12 protein-coding genes and 1 pseudogene are annotated in these 15,883 nt (G+C 68.8%); 6 read left to right on the top strand and 7 right to left on the bottom strand.

What is annotated here, in order from left to right; translation table 11 throughout:
* Positions 1-51: 51 nt before the first annotated feature.
* The gene (locus M4D82_RS00735) at positions 52-522 is read right to left on the bottom strand and encodes a hypothetical protein (RefSeq protein WP_249764133.1); all 471 of its coding nucleotides are present in this window, start codon (positions 520-522) and stop codon (positions 52-54) included.
* A 164-nt stretch (positions 523-686) separates the two neighbouring features.
* Here M4D82_RS00735 and M4D82_RS34485 point away from each other — a divergent pair.
* Positions 687-1,750 (top strand): IS630 family transposase gene (locus M4D82_RS34485; RefSeq protein ID WP_502988844.1). Its coding sequence is split into 2 segments (ribosomal slippage): positions 687-1,134 and positions 1,134-1,750, totalling 1,065 coding nucleotides; the frame shifts between segments, so codons are not numbered across the junction.
* A 17-nt stretch (positions 1,751-1,767) separates the two neighbouring features.
* On the opposite strand, the gene M4D82_RS00720 is transcribed toward M4D82_RS34485, so the two are convergent.
* Positions 1,768-2,181, bottom strand: coding sequence for a hypothetical protein (locus tag M4D82_RS00720; RefSeq protein ID WP_249764130.1), 414 nt, complete (start codon positions 2,179-2,181; stop codon positions 1,768-1,770).
* A 303-nt stretch (positions 2,182-2,484) separates the two neighbouring features.
* Positions 2,485-3,647: pseudogene (locus M4D82_RS00715) on the bottom strand (IS110 family RNA-guided transposase).
* 185 nt (positions 3,648-3,832) lie between these two features.
* Here M4D82_RS00715 and M4D82_RS00710 point away from each other — a divergent pair.
* Complete coding sequence (locus tag M4D82_RS00710) at positions 3,833-4,123, top strand: hypothetical protein (protein ID WP_249764129.1); 291 nt, start codon at positions 3,833-3,835, stop codon at positions 4,121-4,123.
* 220 nt (positions 4,124-4,343) lie between these two features.
* Here the strand turns inward: M4D82_RS00710 and M4D82_RS00705 are convergent, their stop codons facing one another.
* Positions 4,344-5,012, bottom strand: a complete 669-nt coding sequence (locus M4D82_RS00705; protein WP_249764128.1) for a TetR/AcrR family transcriptional regulator — start codon at positions 5,010-5,012, stop codon at positions 4,344-4,346.
* A gap of 95 nt (positions 5,013-5,107) precedes the next feature.
* On the opposite strand from M4D82_RS00705, the gene M4D82_RS00700 reads away from it, so the two are divergent.
* The 3 genes from M4D82_RS00700 to M4D82_RS00690 are packed head-to-tail and all read left to right on the top strand — an operon-like array spanning position 5,108 to position 7,942.
* The gene (locus M4D82_RS00700) at positions 5,108-5,908 is read left to right on the top strand and encodes an SDR family NAD(P)-dependent oxidoreductase (RefSeq protein ID WP_249764127.1); all 801 of its coding nucleotides are present in this window, start codon (positions 5,108-5,110) and stop codon (positions 5,906-5,908) included.
* Positions 5,905-6,681, top strand: a complete 777-nt coding sequence (locus tag M4D82_RS00695) for an acetoacetate decarboxylase family protein (RefSeq protein WP_249764126.1) — start codon at positions 5,905-5,907, stop codon at positions 6,679-6,681. The genes M4D82_RS00700 and M4D82_RS00695 overlap by 4 nt, the downstream gene beginning before the upstream one ends.
* A 1-nt stretch (position 6,682) precedes the next feature.
* Positions 6,683-7,942 (top strand): oxidoreductase, encoded by a 1,260-nt coding sequence (locus tag M4D82_RS00690; RefSeq protein ID WP_249764125.1) that lies wholly within the window; start codon positions 6,683-6,685, stop codon positions 7,940-7,942.
* 666 nt (positions 7,943-8,608) lie between these two features.
* On the opposite strand, the gene M4D82_RS00685 is transcribed toward M4D82_RS00690, so the two are convergent.
* From M4D82_RS00685 to M4D82_RS00675, 3 genes are all read right to left on the bottom strand, one after another.
* Positions 8,609-9,484 carry a glutaminyl-peptide cyclotransferase gene (locus M4D82_RS00685; protein ID WP_249764124.1) on the bottom strand — a complete coding sequence of 292 codons (876 nt, stop codon included), beginning with the start codon at positions 9,482-9,484 and terminating at the stop codon, positions 8,609-8,611.
* A gap of 477 nt (positions 9,485-9,961) precedes the next feature.
* On the bottom strand, positions 9,962-10,696 hold the full coding sequence (locus M4D82_RS00680) for a COG1361 family protein (protein ID WP_249764123.1): 735 nt from the start codon (positions 10,694-10,696) through the stop codon (positions 9,962-9,964).
* Positions 10,697-12,104: 1,408 nt separating this feature from the next.
* The gene (locus tag M4D82_RS00675) at positions 12,105-13,622 is read right to left on the bottom strand and encodes an NHL domain-containing protein (RefSeq protein ID WP_249764122.1); all 1,518 of its coding nucleotides are present in this window, start codon (positions 13,620-13,622) and stop codon (positions 12,105-12,107) included.
* A 631-nt stretch (positions 13,623-14,253) separates the two neighbouring features.
* On the opposite strand from M4D82_RS00675, the gene M4D82_RS00670 reads away from it, so the two are divergent.
* Entirely contained in the window at positions 14,254-14,736 is a 483-nt protein-coding gene (locus tag M4D82_RS00670; RefSeq protein ID WP_249764121.1) for an HNH endonuclease family protein, read from the top strand.
* The last annotated feature ends 1,147 nt before the right edge of the window (positions 14,737-15,883 follow it).

The following is a 15,883-nucleotide window of genomic DNA, read 5'->3' as shown; positions in this document are numbered from 1 at the left end:
AACTCGTTGAATGCGCGAGCACCGAGAGGGGACTCGCGCATTCTCGGGTTCTTATTGCGCTGCCGGAACGAACTGGATTACGTACTCTTCCAGTCCTTCGATGGGTAATACGACTCCGAGCATCTCATCGTGCCGCGCCGGAGCCGTGTCGCCTCCCTTGCGCCAGACGCTCAATGTGTACTCAGTTTCCGACTGTAGGGCGAAATTTATCTTGGGTCCATCGATATTCGACAGTACCGCCTTGCCACTTCTGCTTCGGTATACATCGTGGTAGATGGATTCAAACCCCTGGTCGGGGCAGGTGGACGCGGTGCGAACCTCCACCGTGACCAGCGACTTGTGTCTGCCGACGGTGCTCCGGAAGAGGATAGCGCCGAGGCCGACCCGGACAGGTGTGTCATCCACTTCCATTAGCGCCCAGATATCGCCCGGTTCATCTGCGGATGGCGCTTCGTTGATCCCGAAAATGCTACGGTCGATCCACATGTTGACCGAAGTGCTGTACAGCAGGTCGTTTGTCATGATCGGATACTACTCGCAAGGATCCTCTCGGTGGAGTACTCCGCCTGTGCGAAATCAGAAGCTCTGAGGGATGGCACACGGCTCAAATCGCTACTGAACTTGATTGGGTGATGTCGGGGATGTTTGCCTGACGCCGGCCTGTCGGCTGCGGTAGCTGTGGGGCTGTGAGGTCCGCGCAGGGCGGCGGGCTGACCGACGCCGAGAGGGCCGTGCGGGAGCGGATCCGGCTGCAGGCCGTGGAACGCTTCGAGTGCGCGGAGAAGAACCGGGAGATCGCTGTCGCGCTGCGGGTGAGTGAGCGGTCCGTGGAGCGGTGGCGCCGGGCCTGGCGCGAGCGAGGCGAGGCCGGGATCCTGTCGAAGGGATCGCCTGGACGTCCCAGGCTCAGCTCGGTTCAGATCGCGAGACCGGAGCGGGAGTTGGAGCGTGGACCACGCGTCCACGGCTGGGCCGATCAGCGGTGGACGCTGGCGCGAGTCAAGACGCTGATCGGTCGACTGTTCCACGTTTCGTACACGGTGGAGGGCACGTGGCGGCTGCTGAAGCGGCACGGCTGGTCGTGGCAGCAGCCCACCCGCCGGGCGATCGAGCGCGACGATGCGTCGGTTGACCTGTGGAAGAAGGAGGTCTGGCCACGGGTAAGAGCTGTGCGGCGGCGTGTAACGGCTGGATCGTCTTCGAGGATGAGGCCGGCCAGTCGATGACGCCGCCGCGCTCTCGAACTTGGGGACGGATCGGCCGGACCCCGGTCGTCCGGGTTCGCGGCCGGGGCTCCGGACGGGTGTCGATGGCGGGTATGACCTGCTACAAGCCGGGCGAGCGGTCCCGGCTGATCTACGCCATCCGCGAGTACCGAGGGCGCAAGGGCGAGCCGAAGGGCTTCGGCTGGCGGGACCTCCGCGACCTCTTGGCGCGTGCCCGCATCCAGCTCGGCGGACCGATCGTGCTGGTCTGGGACAACGTCCGCCTCCACCTGACCGCCGGGATGCGGGAGTTCATCGCCGCGAATGCAGCCTGGCTCACTGTGTTCCAACTCCCCACCTACGCGCCGGACCTGACCCCGCAGGAGGGCATCTGGTCGCTGGTCAAACGCGACATCGGCAACCTTGCCGCAGCCGACCTGGGCCAGATCACCAGGGCCGTGAAGCGCAGGCTCAAGCAGATCCAGTACCGCCCGGATTTCGTCGACAGCTGCCTTGCGGGCACTGGCCTCATCACGGACGACTGACCGGCGCTGCAGATTCGTCAGTCGCCGTAGTACCGGTCGTAGGAGGCGGAGCGCTCCTCCACTGAGAAGCCCTCGAATTCACCGTCTGCCTCGAGCTCGCGCAGTCGATCCAGAGCCGCTGCCGCAGCAGGTGCACGGTTGGCCGAGAGGTGGGCCTTCGTCGCGTCGAGCCCGTGCCCAAGCAGGAATTCGATGTCGATCGAGCACGCTGCGTCGAAGCTGGCTTGCTTCGCACTCCACATCAGGAGCACGTCGTCGACGTCGCCGCTGTTGAACAGATAGAAGCAGCAGAGCCTCATCAGCTCGGTGTCGCCCTCGCCCTGGGAGCGTCGCTCACGCGCCGTGTGCTCCCGGAGGAGTACACGGATCTCGTCGAGGTCCGCGTCGACGGGGCGAAGCCCGTAGCGGCGCCAGCATTCCTCGACATCCATCACTGGTCTCCTTGATCGTCCGGCCCGGCCCGTGGCCTATCGGCCCCACCCATCGCCGTTCGGTCGGACGACGGCCCTCTGCCGGTCACAGTATGCACACCGAGGGCCAGCCCATATGGGGCGGCGGTCACCGGCGCAGGTGACCGATGGCGCACGCCACCCGACATCACCCAATCAAGTTGAGTAGCTGGACGTGTTTCGCTGGCTGGACTGACGTGCGTGGCCCGGGAAGTGGCTCCAGAGCTGACCGGACGGCCGCCCGGCGTCGCGGGTGGGCCCGACCGCCGGGGATGAAGCTCTTCTTCATCCCCGGTGGTGGGGTGAGAGGACGTCGGCTCGGCGGCGGGCGAGGCAGAGGAGGGCTTGGGTGTGGTGCTTGCCTTGGCTGATCTTCTTGTCGTAGTAGGCCCGGGATGTCGGGTCGGCTGGCGCGGCGAACGCGGAGAGGAAGAAGGCCCGTTTGAGCTGCTTGTTTCCGCGTCGGGAGGGTTGTTCGCCGGGGATCGAGGAGCCCGAGCTGCGGGTCGCCGGGGCGAGGCCTGCGTAGGCGGCGAGGTGGGCGGCGGACGGGAAGCTGGATCCGTCGCCGACGTCGATGAGGATGCGGGCTCCGGTCCTGACGCCGATCCCCGGCATGGACGTAAGGACCTTCGAAAGAGGGTGGGCCGCCAGCAGTTCCTTGATCCTCGCGGCCAGTAGTTTCCGCTGGTCAAGGACTGCCTGGAGCGAGCCGGCCAGGCTGGGGACGATCAGCGCGGCCGCGTCCGTGCCGGGAACGACGACGGTCTGTTCGTCCAGCGCGGTGAAGATGTCCTCGACCAGTCGCTCGGCCATCCGTGGTGCTTTCGGACGTATCAAGGTCACGAGCCGGCGGCGTCCGGCCTTGCGGATCTGGGCCGGGGAGCCGAACTGGTCGAGGAGCTTGAGCACGGCCGGATGCTGCACTCGCGGTCCCAGGACCCGTTCCAGCGACGGATGGATCTGCGTGAGCAGGCCCCGAAGCCGGTTGCTGATGCGGGTGGCTTCGCCGGCGAGGTCGTCGTCGAAGCCCACGATCATCTCCAGCTCCGCGATGGTCTCGTCTTCGAGGTCGACCGAGCGGAGTGTGTGCGGCATGACGCGGGCGGCGTCTGCGATGACGAAGGCATCGCGGGCGTCGGTCTTGGCCTCGCCGGGATAGAGGTCGGCGATCCGTCGCATCGTCAGTCCGGGCAGGTAGGCGACCGGGCATGCCATGTCGCGGGCGACCGCCAGTGGCAGGGCGCCGATGGATGCCGGTTGATCGACCACGACCAAGACGTTCCCGTGCTTGGCCTGCAATTTCCGAAGACCTCGCGGAGCTTGGGCTCGCTGTTGGGCAGCCGTTTGTCGAAGGCCTTCTTCCCGGCCGGGGTGACGGCGGTGGCGTGGTGTTCGCCCTTGCCGACGTCCAGGCCGAGGAAGACACCGATGTCGCTGACGTCGATCACGCTCGTCCTCCGGTCGTTCCTGCCCGGCCGTCCCACGGCACCGATCGCCACATCCACATTACGAAGAGCCTCCCGACCTGCGGAAAGGCCGGTGGTCATGCCCCTATTCAGCGGTCTGTCGATGCCTCCGGAGCCGGTGACACCATCCCCCCAGGCCATGCGTTCGACAGGGGGAGAAAGTCATGCCAACTCCGGAGGCCGGGCGCCCCATTGCGGGTTTCACCGGGACGGTGGCGCGCCCTCGCCACCTCGTTGTCCGGCTGCCCGATGGCCGGGTGGCCCGCTCCCAGCAGCTGACTGCGCCGCTGGCCGCTCAGGTCGCCCTCTTCCTCCGGGCAGCCGGCCCAGCCGCCGAATCCCGCACGCCGGACGGCGAGCCGTACCAGCGTGCGGACGATGGCCTGGTGGTGGAGGTCGCGGCCGGGACGACGCGGCACGCGGTGGTCGCAGTCGTCGTACGCGTCCAGGAATGAGACCGGACCGCGTGAGCCTGGGCGGTCAGGCTCCGGAGTGTGGCTTCTGCTGGGCCTGCTGGAGGGCGCTACGGCACGGGACGCAGAGCGGGTTCTCTGGGGTAGGTCCTGTGGCGCGAGGCGTGGTTGAGCGACTCGATGCAGCTCAGTGCCCGCGCCGCCTGCCGAATCGAGTGCACACGTGTGGCGCCATCACTGGGTCTTGGGATCGGTGTACCGCTCAAACGCGGCGGCCATCACGCTTGGCGGTGGCCGTGTAGCGGGCGAAGAAGGTTTCGACCATGAACCGGGCCATGGCGGTGAGGCGCTCGGGCGGGTAGGTGTCGGGGGCGGCCAGGGCAAGCCGGCCGCCTTCCTCCATGGCGGTGAGCAGGAGATGGGCGAGGAGGTCGACGTCGACCGTCTCGGCGCCTGGGCGGCCAGCGAGGAAGTGGCGGGTGATCTCGGCGAACTGGGCGCGGATGGCGGTCTCGGCCTGTTGCCGGTAGCTGCGTACGGGCGGTGGTGTGGCGTCGACGGGCAGGAGGATGGCGCGCCACCGGTCGGGGTGGGTGGTCACGGCGGTGAAGAAGCTCTCGGCGACGTGGGTGAAGGTGTCGAGGGGGTCGGCGTCGGCGAGGTCGGCGGGCAGGGTGTCGGTGATCTGGGCGAGGGCGCGTTCGCCTTCCCGGGCCAGCAGGTCGCGCAGGATGTGGCTCGTGTCGGTGAACTGGCCGTAGACGACCGGCCTGGTCACACCAGCCGCTTTGGCCACCGCGTCGACGGAGACCCCGGCCACGCCTTCCGTGTTGATGATCCGCAGTGCGGTGTCCAGCAGCTGCTCGCGCCGCTGGGCCGGGGACATGCGGGGAGCGTACGGGCGCTTGGCGGAGGTGCCGGGGGAAGCCATGGGCTCATCCTACGACCAGAAAGCTACGCATATGTAGCTACAGTCGTGTAGCTTTCGCGTGTCCCCTTGGCGTCACCGCGATGAAAGGCGTCCGCATGAGCCTGCCCACCCCCACACCACGCAGCCGGGCCGTGGTCACGGGCGCGTCGTCCGGCATCGGCGCCGCACTCGCCGAGGACCTGGCCGCCCGCGGCCACTCCCTGATCCTGGTGGCGAGGCGGAAGGACCGGCTCGAGGCGCTCGCCGAGCAGCTGACCGAGCGGCACCGCGTCCAGGCGGAGGTACGGGCCTGCGACCTCGGTGACCGGGCGGAACGGGCGGAGCTGGTCGTAGAGCTCGCGTCCCGGGAGATCGCGGTGCTGTGCAATAACGCAGGCTTCGCCACGTACGGCCCGCTGTCCGCCCTCGCGCCGGAACGGGAGCGGCTCCAGGTCGAGCTGGACGTGGTGGCCGTGCACGAGCTGACCCTGGCCGTGCTGCCGGGAATGCTGGAGCGCAGGGTGGGCGCGATCCTGATCACCGGATCCACCGCGGGTAACCAGCCCGGCCCGAACAACACCACCTACGCCGCCTCGAAGGCGTTCGCGAACACCTTCGCCGAATCCCTGCACGCCGAACTCGCCGGCACCGGAGTCGGCTGCACCCTCCTCGCCCCCGGCCCGGTACGCACCGAGTTCACCCGCGTCGCCGACGTACCGGCGGTGGACCGCCTGGTCCCCGGCCCCCTGTGGGTCTCGGCCGAGCAGGCCGCGCGGGAGGCGCTCGCCGGCATGGCCCGGGGCAGACGGCGCGTCGTACCGGGGACCTTCGCCAAGGTGCAGACGGTCGGCGGGCAGTACACCCCCCGCGGGGTCACTGGCCGGCTGGTGCGGGCGGTGTACGGGAGGCTGACGTGACCGACTGGGAACCCGCCACCCGCACCCAGGGCCGCGGCCTGGCCTCCGACCTGCGGCGTCTGCTCACCCTGGGCAACCCGCGCGGGACCCTGTACCGCGACGCGCACTACTTCACCGCGACCGTCGAGGTCGACCCCGAACGGATGCGGCCCTGGCTCCCGTGCGGGATCCGGATCGCCGAGCCCGCACGGGCGGACGTGTTCACCGCGTTCTTCCCCGACTGCAACTACGGCTCGATCCATCACGAGGCCGGGGTGTTCGTGCACATCCAGGTCGGCCGCCGCACCGGCATCCACTGCCCCTGGATGATCCTCGACGACGACGTCGCGCTCATCCTCGGCCGTGAACTGCTCGGCTATCCGAAGAAGTTGGGCGAGATCGACTGGCACCTCGACCGCGACACCATCCATGCGGAGGCACGCAGGCGGGGCAGCACGCTGATCACCATGGGCGGCACCCTCGGTCGGCAGATCGACGACCCGCCGCTGATTCTCGGCCGCCCGCACCGCAACGCCATGGGCCTCCTCGGGGCGGCCCTGCCCCGCATCGTTGGCTTCACGCCCGGCGAACACCCCCTCGAAGTCCGCGAGGTCACCGGCTTCGAGCTCACTGTCGGCGGCTCCGAACGCGACCCGCTGGACCAGATGGGCCTCGGACGCGTCCTTGAGGCCCGCCTCCACCGCGTCGACCTGACCGCCGGCTCCCCGCCGATCCCGCTCCGCCCGCTCTCGCCGCTGTTCACGGCGACCCGACTCCGTCCGAGGGTGCTCTGACATGACCGACTCCACGACCGGCGACATGACCGGCTCTACGACCACCGTGCTCGCCGAACCGCTGACCCTTCCCTGCGGAGCGGTGCTGGCCAACCGCATCGCCAAAGCCGGTATGAGCGAACAGCTCGCCACGCGTGCAGGCATCCCCACCGTCGGTCTGCGCCGCCTCTACGCCACCTGGGCCCGCTCCGGCGCCGGACTGCTCATCACCGGCAACGTCATGATCAACCGGGACGGACTCGTCGAACCCCGCAACGCCATCCTCGACAACACCCGCACCCTGCCCGCCTTCACCGGGTGGGCCGACGCCGCCCACGCCAAAGGCACAGCGGTCTGGATGCAGATCAACCACCCCGGCCGAGTCGCCACCGTCCCCTTCACCCGCCGCCCCGTGGCTCCCTCGGCCACCCGCGAACCCGTCCCCGGCTACAACCTGCGCACCCCGCGCGAACTGACCGCGCAGCGCATCCAGGCGCTCATCCGCGACTTCGCCCGCACCGCCGAACTCGCCGTCGCCGCAGGCTTCGACGGCATCCAGATCCACGCCGCACACGGCTTCCTGCTCTCCCAGTTCCTCTCCCCACTCGCCAACACCCGCGACGACCACTACGGCCGCACCCCGGCAGGCCGCCGCCGCGCCCTCCTTGAGACCGTCACCGCCGTACGCGAAGCCGTCGGCCCCGCCGTACCCGTCTCCGTCAAGCTCAACTCGAAGGACTTCCAGTACGGCGGCCTCAGCGAGACCGAGTCCCTCGACGTCGCCGCCGCCCTCGCCGACGCCGGCATCGACCTGCTCGAGATCACCGGCGGCAACTACGCCGAACCCGCCATGGAAGGCGTCCACCACACTCGCCACCAGGGCCCCTACTTCGCCGACTACGCAACCAAGGTCCGCCAGCGCATCAACGTCCCCCTCATGCTCACCGGCGGCCTACGCACCCGTCCCACCATGGAACGCCTCGTCACCGAAGGCGCCATCGACCTCGTCGGCATCGCTCGCCCCATGGCGTTCGTCCCCGACTACCCCGCCCACATCCTCACCGGCGAACCCGAACCCCTCCTACCCATGGCGCTGGGCCCCACCGGCTACCGGCCACTCGACGGCTACGTCCAGCTCGCCGCGCACAACCATCAGTTCCACCGCATCGCCACCGGCCACACCCCCCAGACCCGCGCCGGCCTCGGCACCGTCCTGATGGCCGTCGGCAAGCTCACCACGGCCGCGGCCGGCCAGGCGGTGCTGCCCAGGTCACGGTCGTGATGCCGAAGCTGCTCTCCGGATGGCCTGGAGCGGTCATCCACGCCGGTTGAGGGCTCGGGTCAGATCCCGGTTCGCGGCTCGGGCAGCGTCGGCCTGCGCTCTCCAGCCAGTGGGAGGCCAGCGCGGTCAGCTCCGGGCGCGGGGCCAGTTCGTGCGGGGTCGCGTCCGGCCGCGGGCGGCTGTCCGGTTGCCGGACTTGGGCGCTCCGCCCGGTCCCACGCGAACCGAAGGTTCCGCAGCCAGTCATCGGCGACGGGGACGACCTCCAGGTCATCATCAAGGATCGTCCAGCACCTCTGCCCGGACGGCACCACCACGGGAAACCCGCATCAGCAACTCCTGCATCGAGACGTGCAACAACCCGCCGCAGAGCCACACCCCCCGAGAACGAGTCCCAGTGGCTCAACGAACCCACCTCACCCCACGTCACACCACAGCCGATCCACCCCTAGAGAAAGTGAGTTCGCTCCGACGCCGTAGCGGCAACAGGGCTGACCTGTTAACTGCACCTTCTCCAACACATCAAGCGGGGCGAATCGGGGCCAGGAGGGCACCTTTAACCAGATCGAAGCGGGGCCCCGGTGCCAGTCACGGCTCCATCATCGAAAGCCCAATGTCCATGTGGAGCCACTCTGGCGATCGTGCACGCGGCTGGGCTGGGACGGATCATCGGGGGACGAAGGTGACTCGGAACATGTGGGGCCAGAGTTTGCCGGTGATCAGAAATCCGTCGGTTCCCGGTACGGCGGCGATGCCGTTCAGTTGTCGGGCTGTGCGGCGTTCGGATGCGGTCAGGAGTCCGGCTGCGTCGATGTTTGCGACGACGGTCCCGGTGTCCGGGTCGATGCGCAGGATCGTGTTCGTGGGGTACACGTTGGCGTAGACGAAGCCGTCGGGCGCGCATTCCAATTCGTTGAGGCCTGTAGCGGGCGCGCCGTCGTGTTGCACTGTGATGCCGCCCGTCGCTGTGAAGGTGTCGGGGTCGCGGAAGGTGAGTCGGTCGGTGCCGTCGCTCATCACCAGCCGTTCACGCCCGGCGTCGTGCTGGTGGCACAGGCCCCAGCCTTCGCCCCGGTAGCTGACTCTCCGACGTTCCGCGAGTGTGGTGGGGTCGCGCTCGATCGCGATGCCGTTACGCCAGGTGAGCTGCCACAGTCTGGCACCGGACAGCGTGATGCCCTCGCCGAACAACGGCGCCGGCAGTCCGACGGATCGAGTGGGCGGCTTGCCTGGCGGGCCGGCGCGCAGGGAGGACTGGCCGACCAGCCCCGTGCTCTCGTAGAGAGTGGCGCCACGGAACTCCAGACCTTGGGTAAACGCTCGGGGATCGTGGGGAAAGGTCTCTCGCACAACCGCCCGCAGTAACTCGACCCGAAGGGCAGCGGCGGCATTGCCTGGCGCGGTTGCCATCGCCCATCCATGGACCGGCATGCGGCCATGTGCGGCCGGGATGGAGGCGGTGTGGGCGGCAGAATGGTGGCGGATGGCGCCCCCCGTTTCGGCCGGCCCGGCGATCAGCGCCCCGACGGCTGTCGCCACCACCAGCGCCCGTGTGCGGTTGCCCGGTCCCGAAGGCCCTCGACGGGTGACCGCGGGCTCGGTGGTCGTCTGACCGGCCCTTGGGGGTCGTGACCGTATTGATGACCTCCTGTGCGTGAACCTCGATGCTGCGCGGGTCACGGCTGTTGTTCCTTGGGGCACAGGGGTATCCCGTTCCGGTGCGTCACCCAAGCGCGCCGCACCGCTGAGGGCCGGACTCGTTGTGGGAGTGGGTCACTGTGGATGCGGGGCCGCTGAGCGCCCTCGACGGCGTGCTCGGCCAACGATGGTTCTGTCAGGGCTCGTGGTCTCAACCCTGCAGTACGCCACGAGTCGGAGATCGTCGGAGCGACTACGGAACCGACCGCACTGCCTCGCCCCGTCGTCCTGCGCGACCGGGTGATGTGGGGTCGGCCAGAGTGTTGGGATCGGCCTCGCGTCAGGGCCCCGCATCGGGGGCCCTGACCACGGTGTTGGTTTTCAGTGGGTCGTGTTCGTGAAGTTCTGGTTGGTGGCGTTGGTGCCACCGGGGCTGTTGATGTTGTTGTTGGTGCTGATGTTGTTGAACATGGTGAAGATGCCGTTGAGGTTGATGGGGAGGATCGAACCGCCTCCTCCGTTGCCTCCGTTGCAGGTTCCTCCGGGGATGGAAGTGGTGACCTGTTCCGAGTCGACCTGTGCTGCGCCGCTGGTGATCAGCGCCTCGTTGGTGACAAAGCATGGGGCATCTGCGGCGACAGCGACGTTGAAGGTGAAGGTGTACGTTGCACCAGCCGGGATGGGGCCCTGACTGTCACACGTGAATCCATTGTCGACCAAGGCGCAATCGAACTGGGCGGGGTCAGAGGTAGTGACGTTTACGGGCGTGAGCCCCGCCGGGGGCAGGATGTCGCTGACGCCGGCAGGGGCGGTCCACTGCTCCGTGCCGGTGTTGGTGACGGTGATGGTGTACTGACCGGTCCCGCCCCGGACGAAGCCCCCCGTCGCGGTCTTGTCGATCTCCAGCTGCGCCCCCTGCGCGTGTGCCGGGGTGATTCCCATGGCCAACGGCAGCACGATGCCCAACCAAGGGTTCAAGCGGCGTACGTCCTCCCTCCTCACCATCATGGGGCGTACGCATGGTGTTCTCCGGTCCTGTGGAATGCCGCCGTATTGCCGCTGGATGCGTGAACGAATCGGCAGCGCGGATTTTGTTCGGGAATGCAGAACGGACAACGGCGCAAGGGTGTGGCTTGATACGCGGCGAACGCCTCCCTCACCTGATCGCTACACCGGTAGCCCCGGTCAGATCATGCATTCAGCGCACCCGAGCCCTGGCGTTTGTGTGTTGTCCGTTTCATCTCTGGGTTTGTGAGGCGAGGAAGGGCAGCGTCGACGCTGATTACAAGTGACAGCCGAGCCCTTACCCAGACTGGCCCAGCCATTGGCGGCGGCCACAACCGCCGCCCGTGAGGTCTCCGCATCGCCGCGCACTATGTGGTGAAGTGCAGAGAAGGTGGCACTTCGCGCACGGGCCGGTCTGGCTCGGCGCCCACGTGACGATCGGTCGTCGGCCGCCCTGCGGCTGCTCGGCGGGGGGAGTGGGGGAGGTCATGGTGCGCTCCTGGGGACGGAGTGCTCATATGTTCGATTTCTAGACCTAGGCAGACCCCCATGCCGCGCCGTCCGATCACCCGGACATACCTCCACATACCTAGATCATCTAGGGCGGGATTTCGGGCCGCTGCTGCCCTCCTGGCCGTGAGACCTCCCCAAGGGGTGGAGAGGGGCCACAGGGGCCCTGACCAGGAAGGCACCGCCATGAAGCGCATCACCCGCTGGTACACCCCGCTCGCCACCGACGCCCGCCCGGAGCGGTTCGCCAGCGCCGAGCGGCCGGGCGTCGTCGTCCCCGTCCGGCGGCCTGGGGGCCGGGTGGAGCGGTTCCGGCTGACGGACATGCCGCTGTACGGCCCGCACACAGCGGCACTTTCGCGGCGGACCGGGTCGACTACCTGTAGGCCGTCCGGGGGAGTGGCGGGGGCTGCTGCGGCGGCCCCCGCTTCCGTCTGTCCGGCGCCGGTTCACGGTCCCCCGCGGGGGTGATTTTTCCCCTCGCGTACGCGTAGGCGGCTTATGCGGTGTGCCCCCAACTCGCCCCAGAATCAGGACTATTGACAATAAGTCGGATCTTTCGGCACATTTCCGTCGCGGCCCGATGGTCGAGCCATCGATATGCGATCGAAGTGCGATTCATGACGCGTTCGGTGCGGGAGCTGTACGACGAGAACCAGGCCGCGGCCCGGCTGCGGGTACCGGTGGCGGCTTGGCGGTGGGCGGTGGGTTCGGGCCTGGTCCCGCCAGCGGACGCCGGCCCGCGGTGGTGGTCGCGGGCGGTGGAGGCCGCCGACCCCGAGGCCGTGCGCGCGGCGCTGTGGGGTCCGATCGGCGCGCGGGTGGAGCAGCTTCGAAGTCAACCGGCTCGCGCACGCAGCGATCGTCGGCGTCGTCAGGGGCGTGCTGCCCGAGACACAGGGTGATTGAGGAGCCGAGGGCGAAGGCGGACATGTGGCTGGGTGTGGTTATAGGCCGCCACCGCCGTCCGGGGTGGTCAGGGGCGAGGGAGCCCCTGACCACCCGTACGTCAGGCGGGCAGCAACTGCCACTGGCTGCTTCGGCCGTCGCCTTCCGCCTCCTGCTGCTTGATCGCCGCGCGGGCGTTGGTGTCGACGCTCAGGCGCAGGCCGCTCTGGCGGTTGGCGATCTCATACACCTGCGGGGTGTCGCTCCCCGAGCCCACCGGGATCAGCTTCCACTGCTGGTGGTGGGCGCCGGCACCTTCGTAGGCGCGTTGCACGGCCACCGCCCCGGCCGCTTCCTGCGCTGCGACCTCCACGACCTTGCCGCTGCGCACGTTCTCGATCCGGTAGAAGACGTCGCCGTCGTCCTGGCCGGCCGCCACCAGCCGCCACCGCTGGTGACCCCTGGGTACGGCGAGCAACTGGTGGACCTCTGCCCCGTCCGCGGTGGACTCGCGCGCGATCCCCATCCGCAGCCTGCTGCGGACGTTGGCCCAGGAGACCACCGTGCCCGAATCGGGCAGCCCGGCCGTCTTCGGCGACGTGATCTTGCGGATCCGGTGGTTGTCGGAGTCGGCGATGTAGAGGGTGTCGACGCAGTCCACAGCCAGGCCCATCGGCCGGTCCAGCTGAGCGGAAACCGCCGGGCCCTGATCGCCGCCAAAGCCGGCGACGCCGGTGCCGGCCACCGTGCTGATCTTCCCGTCGGTGGTGATCCTGCGGATCCGGTGGTTGCCGTGGTCGGCGATGTAGAGGACGCCGGTGCTGTCTACCGCGACACCGTGGGGGCTGTCGAGCTGGGCGGTGGAGGCGGGGCCGTCGTCACCGCCGGAGCCCGCGGTGCCGGTGCCGGCGATGGTGCTGATCTTCCCGTCGGTGATCTTCCGGACGCGGTGGTTGCCGCGGTCGGCGATGTAGAGCACGCCGGTGCTGTCCACCGCGACCCCGTGGGGGCTGTTGAGCAGCGCGGAGGAGGCGGGGCCGTCGTCACCGTCGAAGCCCGCGGTCGAGCCCCCCGCGACCGTGCTGATCTTCCCGTCGGTGGTGATCTTCCGGATCCGGTGGTTGCCGCGGTCGGCGATGTAGAGCACGCCGGTGCTGTCCACCGCCACCCCGTGCGGGTTGTTGAGCAGCGCGGAGGAGGCGGGGCCGTCGTCACCGTCGAAGCCCGCGGTCGCGCCCCCCGCGACCGTGCTGATCTTCCCGTCGGTGGTGATCTTCCGGATCCGGTGGTTCCCGGAATCAGCGATATAGAGGGTGCCCGCACTGTCCACCGCCACCCCGTGCGGGCTGCTCAGCTTTGCGGAAAACGCCGGGCCCTGATCCCCGCCAAAGCCGGCGACGCCGGTGCCGGCCACCGTGCTGATCTTCCCGTCGGCCGTGATCTTCCGGACCCGGTGGTTGCCGGAATCGGCGACGTAGAGGGTGCCCGTGCTGTCCATCGCCACCCCGAGCGGGCGGTTCAGTGCAGCGGAGACAGCCGGCTCGCCGTCCCCCGCGAAGCCCGCGACCCCGCTCCCCGCGACCGTGCTGATCGGAGGGCCGAAGCCGCCCTCCGCCGTTGCTGCGTTGACCATGCTCATCGTCATCCTTTACCGGTTCACCGACCGCCAGATACGGACGGTCATTGAATGACTTCAGCAAGTCACATGAGTGTTGAGTTTGGCAAGATCACTTCCGGGCGTTCTTTCTGGAACACGTTGACCCCGGACCGGATTGGCAACCGAGCCGCAGGTCAGAGGGGGCCCCCGGTTCGGTCAGGGCTCGGCCGCGGCCGCCGGCCGCCCGCCGACAAGGCCGCCCGCCGCGCGCTGGCGAACGGCCATGGCACTACTCGTTCACACGACTGCGGCGGCCTGGTCCCGGTGGACCGGAGCGCCGAGCACGGGAGGGCTCCAGGCCGGTGCCGGACCGGCACTCCGGCGCCGGGATCCGCTGCACAGCGCCGGCCGAGGGACGGACACAGACTGACCCTTCGGCCCCTTCGGCGCGTCCCCAGGTGCAGTGGCGTTTCCGCGGTGAACCGGACGGGTCCGGGGGAGTGAACCGCCGCTCAGGGCTCTGTCGCGGGTGTGTGGGCGGCCGGTAGAACCGCCACGTGATGATCATGATCGTGCGGGCCGCCACCGCGGCCGCCGCTGCCCTCGCCCTGACCCTGCCCGCAACGACCGCGCAGCCGCCGAGGAGCGCACCGCGGTCCCGTAGATCTTCCCGATGGGCGTCGCGGTGACCGCGCTGCCGGTCGCCATCGAGGACCGGACCGGTTACCGGCGTACCAGCTTCCGGCACTGGAATGCCGGGGACCTGCCGGCCGATGGCTGTAGCACCCGCCAGGAGGTGCTGCTGGCCGAGGCGGTCGAGTACCCCGAGATCGGTCCGGGCTGCGTTCTGAGTGGGGGTATGTGGGTGTCGTACTACGACGAGGTGTCCGTGACGGACCCGGCGCGGCTGGACATCGACCACATGGTGCCCCTCGCGGAAGCCTGGGATTCGGGCGCCAGTTCGTGGACCGCGCAAAGGCGAGAGGCGTACGCGAACGACCAGGGCCAGACGGCCTCTCTGGTGGCGGTGACGGCTCGCTCGAACCGGTCCAAGGCGGATCAGGATCCGGCCCAGTGGCTGCCGCCGTCGCCGGAGGCGTTGTGCCGGTACGGCGCGGAGTGGACCGCGACGAAGCTCCGCTGGGGTCTGGCGTGATCTGGATGAGCTTGGGGGCGACGACGGCTTCGGTGCTCTCGCCGGTGGTCTTCACCGAATGGGACCAGCCTGCCTGCGCCGGCCCCTCGGACATGCGCCCGTCGCGCTCACCGGCGGCAGCGCCCGCGAGGTGGAAGCGCTTCTTCGGCAGCGCGTAGCTCTTCCAGTCGGGGTGGCGGACGTCGGACAGGAGTTGTGCATGTACTCCGAGCGGACGTCGAATTGCGGCTTCGCTCCGTCGCCGGCGGTGCCGCCGAGATGGTGGTCCAGCCAGCGGTAGGCCATCTCGGTGGGCTTGGACATGAGGCCCATGAGGCCGGGGAGCTCGCCGTTGCCGTGGTCGCGGTCGCCGACCTGGATGAGGAGCGACTTGGGTCCCGTCAGGTCGGTGAAGAGGCCGATGACGGCGGGTACCGAGAAGATCGTCTCGTGCCAGGCGGTGGTCAGCAGGATGGGGGTCCGGTTGGCGTTGTAGGCGTTCAGGTAGTTCTTGGGCGACCGGACCCGGGCGAACTCCCTGACCTCGTCGTCGATGGTGTTGGCGCGGATCTTCTGGATGACGTCGCGGAACTCCTTCGAGCACCGGTCCTCGCCGAACAGCCTACGAAGCCCGGCCTTACGGCCCTGGAAGCGTAGTACGAGGACTGGTACCTACTGCGATGACGACCCAGTCATGCCATAGATGCTCTTCGCTCCTTCTCGCGTAGCTGCGGGCCTGATGGTCTTGGCTGTCATGGGGTTGCCCATTTCTGTTTGCGGCCAGCCTGAGTGCGGTGTGCGGGTGTGCTGGTGGGTATGGGTGAGGGCGGCCGGTTGGCGCGGGGTGTGGTGGTGCGTCGGTTGTTGGCGGTGGACCAGGGGCCGGGGTCGGTGTCGTCTCTGCACGTGCGGGTGATGGCTGAGGCTGCCGGGGTGACGGTCCGGACGGTGTGGAAGTGGCTGGCGGAGGCGCGTGAGGGCCGGCTGGATCCTGTGCCGCAGCAGGACGGGTTCACGCTGCGGGGGAGGTTCGTGGCTGCTCAGTGCTAGCGGGCGTCCTGGACGATCCGCCACCGCCCCTGTGCTCCCAACCGAAGCCAACCCGGGCTGCGCCACTGGTGACGGGCCCGGGGATTGGCCGCTGAGCGCGGTATCTGACGCCTTGGCC

This window comes from Streptomyces sp. RerS4, from assembly GCF_023515955.1.
Lineage (GTDB): Bacteria > Actinomycetota > Actinomycetes > Streptomycetales > Streptomycetaceae > Streptomyces.
The sequence above is the reverse complement of the archived record's forward strand: the minus strand, read 5'-3'. Positions and strand labels throughout refer to the sequence as shown.

Excerpts from the sequence above, each read along its gene's own strand:
- M4D82_RS00710 (WP_249764129.1), top strand. The coding sequence starts at position 3,833 with ATGCCAACTCCGGAGGCCGGGCGCCCCATTGCGGGTTTCACCGGGACG.
- M4D82_RS00700 (WP_249764127.1), top strand. The coding sequence starts at position 5,108 with ATGAGCCTGCCCACCCCCACACCACGCAGCCGGGCCGTGGTCACGGGC.
- M4D82_RS00720 (WP_249764130.1), bottom strand. The coding sequence starts at position 2,181 with ATGGATGTCGAGGAATGCTGGCGCCGCTACGGGCTTCGCCCCGTCGAC.
- M4D82_RS00705 (WP_249764128.1), bottom strand. The coding sequence starts at position 5,012 with ATGGCTTCCCCCGGCACCTCCGCCAAGCGCCCGTACGCTCCCCGCATG.
- M4D82_RS00675 (WP_249764122.1), bottom strand. The coding sequence starts at position 13,622 with ATGAGCATGGTCAACGCAGCAACGGCGGAGGGCGGCTTCGGCCCTCCG.
- M4D82_RS00670 (WP_249764121.1), top strand. The coding sequence starts at position 14,254 with ATGGGCGTCGCGGTGACCGCGCTGCCGGTCGCCATCGAGGACCGGACC.
- M4D82_RS00735 (WP_249764133.1), bottom strand. The coding sequence starts at position 522 with ATGACAAACGACCTGCTGTACAGCACTTCGGTCAACATGTGGATCGAC.
- M4D82_RS00690 (WP_249764125.1), top strand. The coding sequence starts at position 6,683 with ATGACCGACTCCACGACCGGCGACATGACCGGCTCTACGACCACCGTG.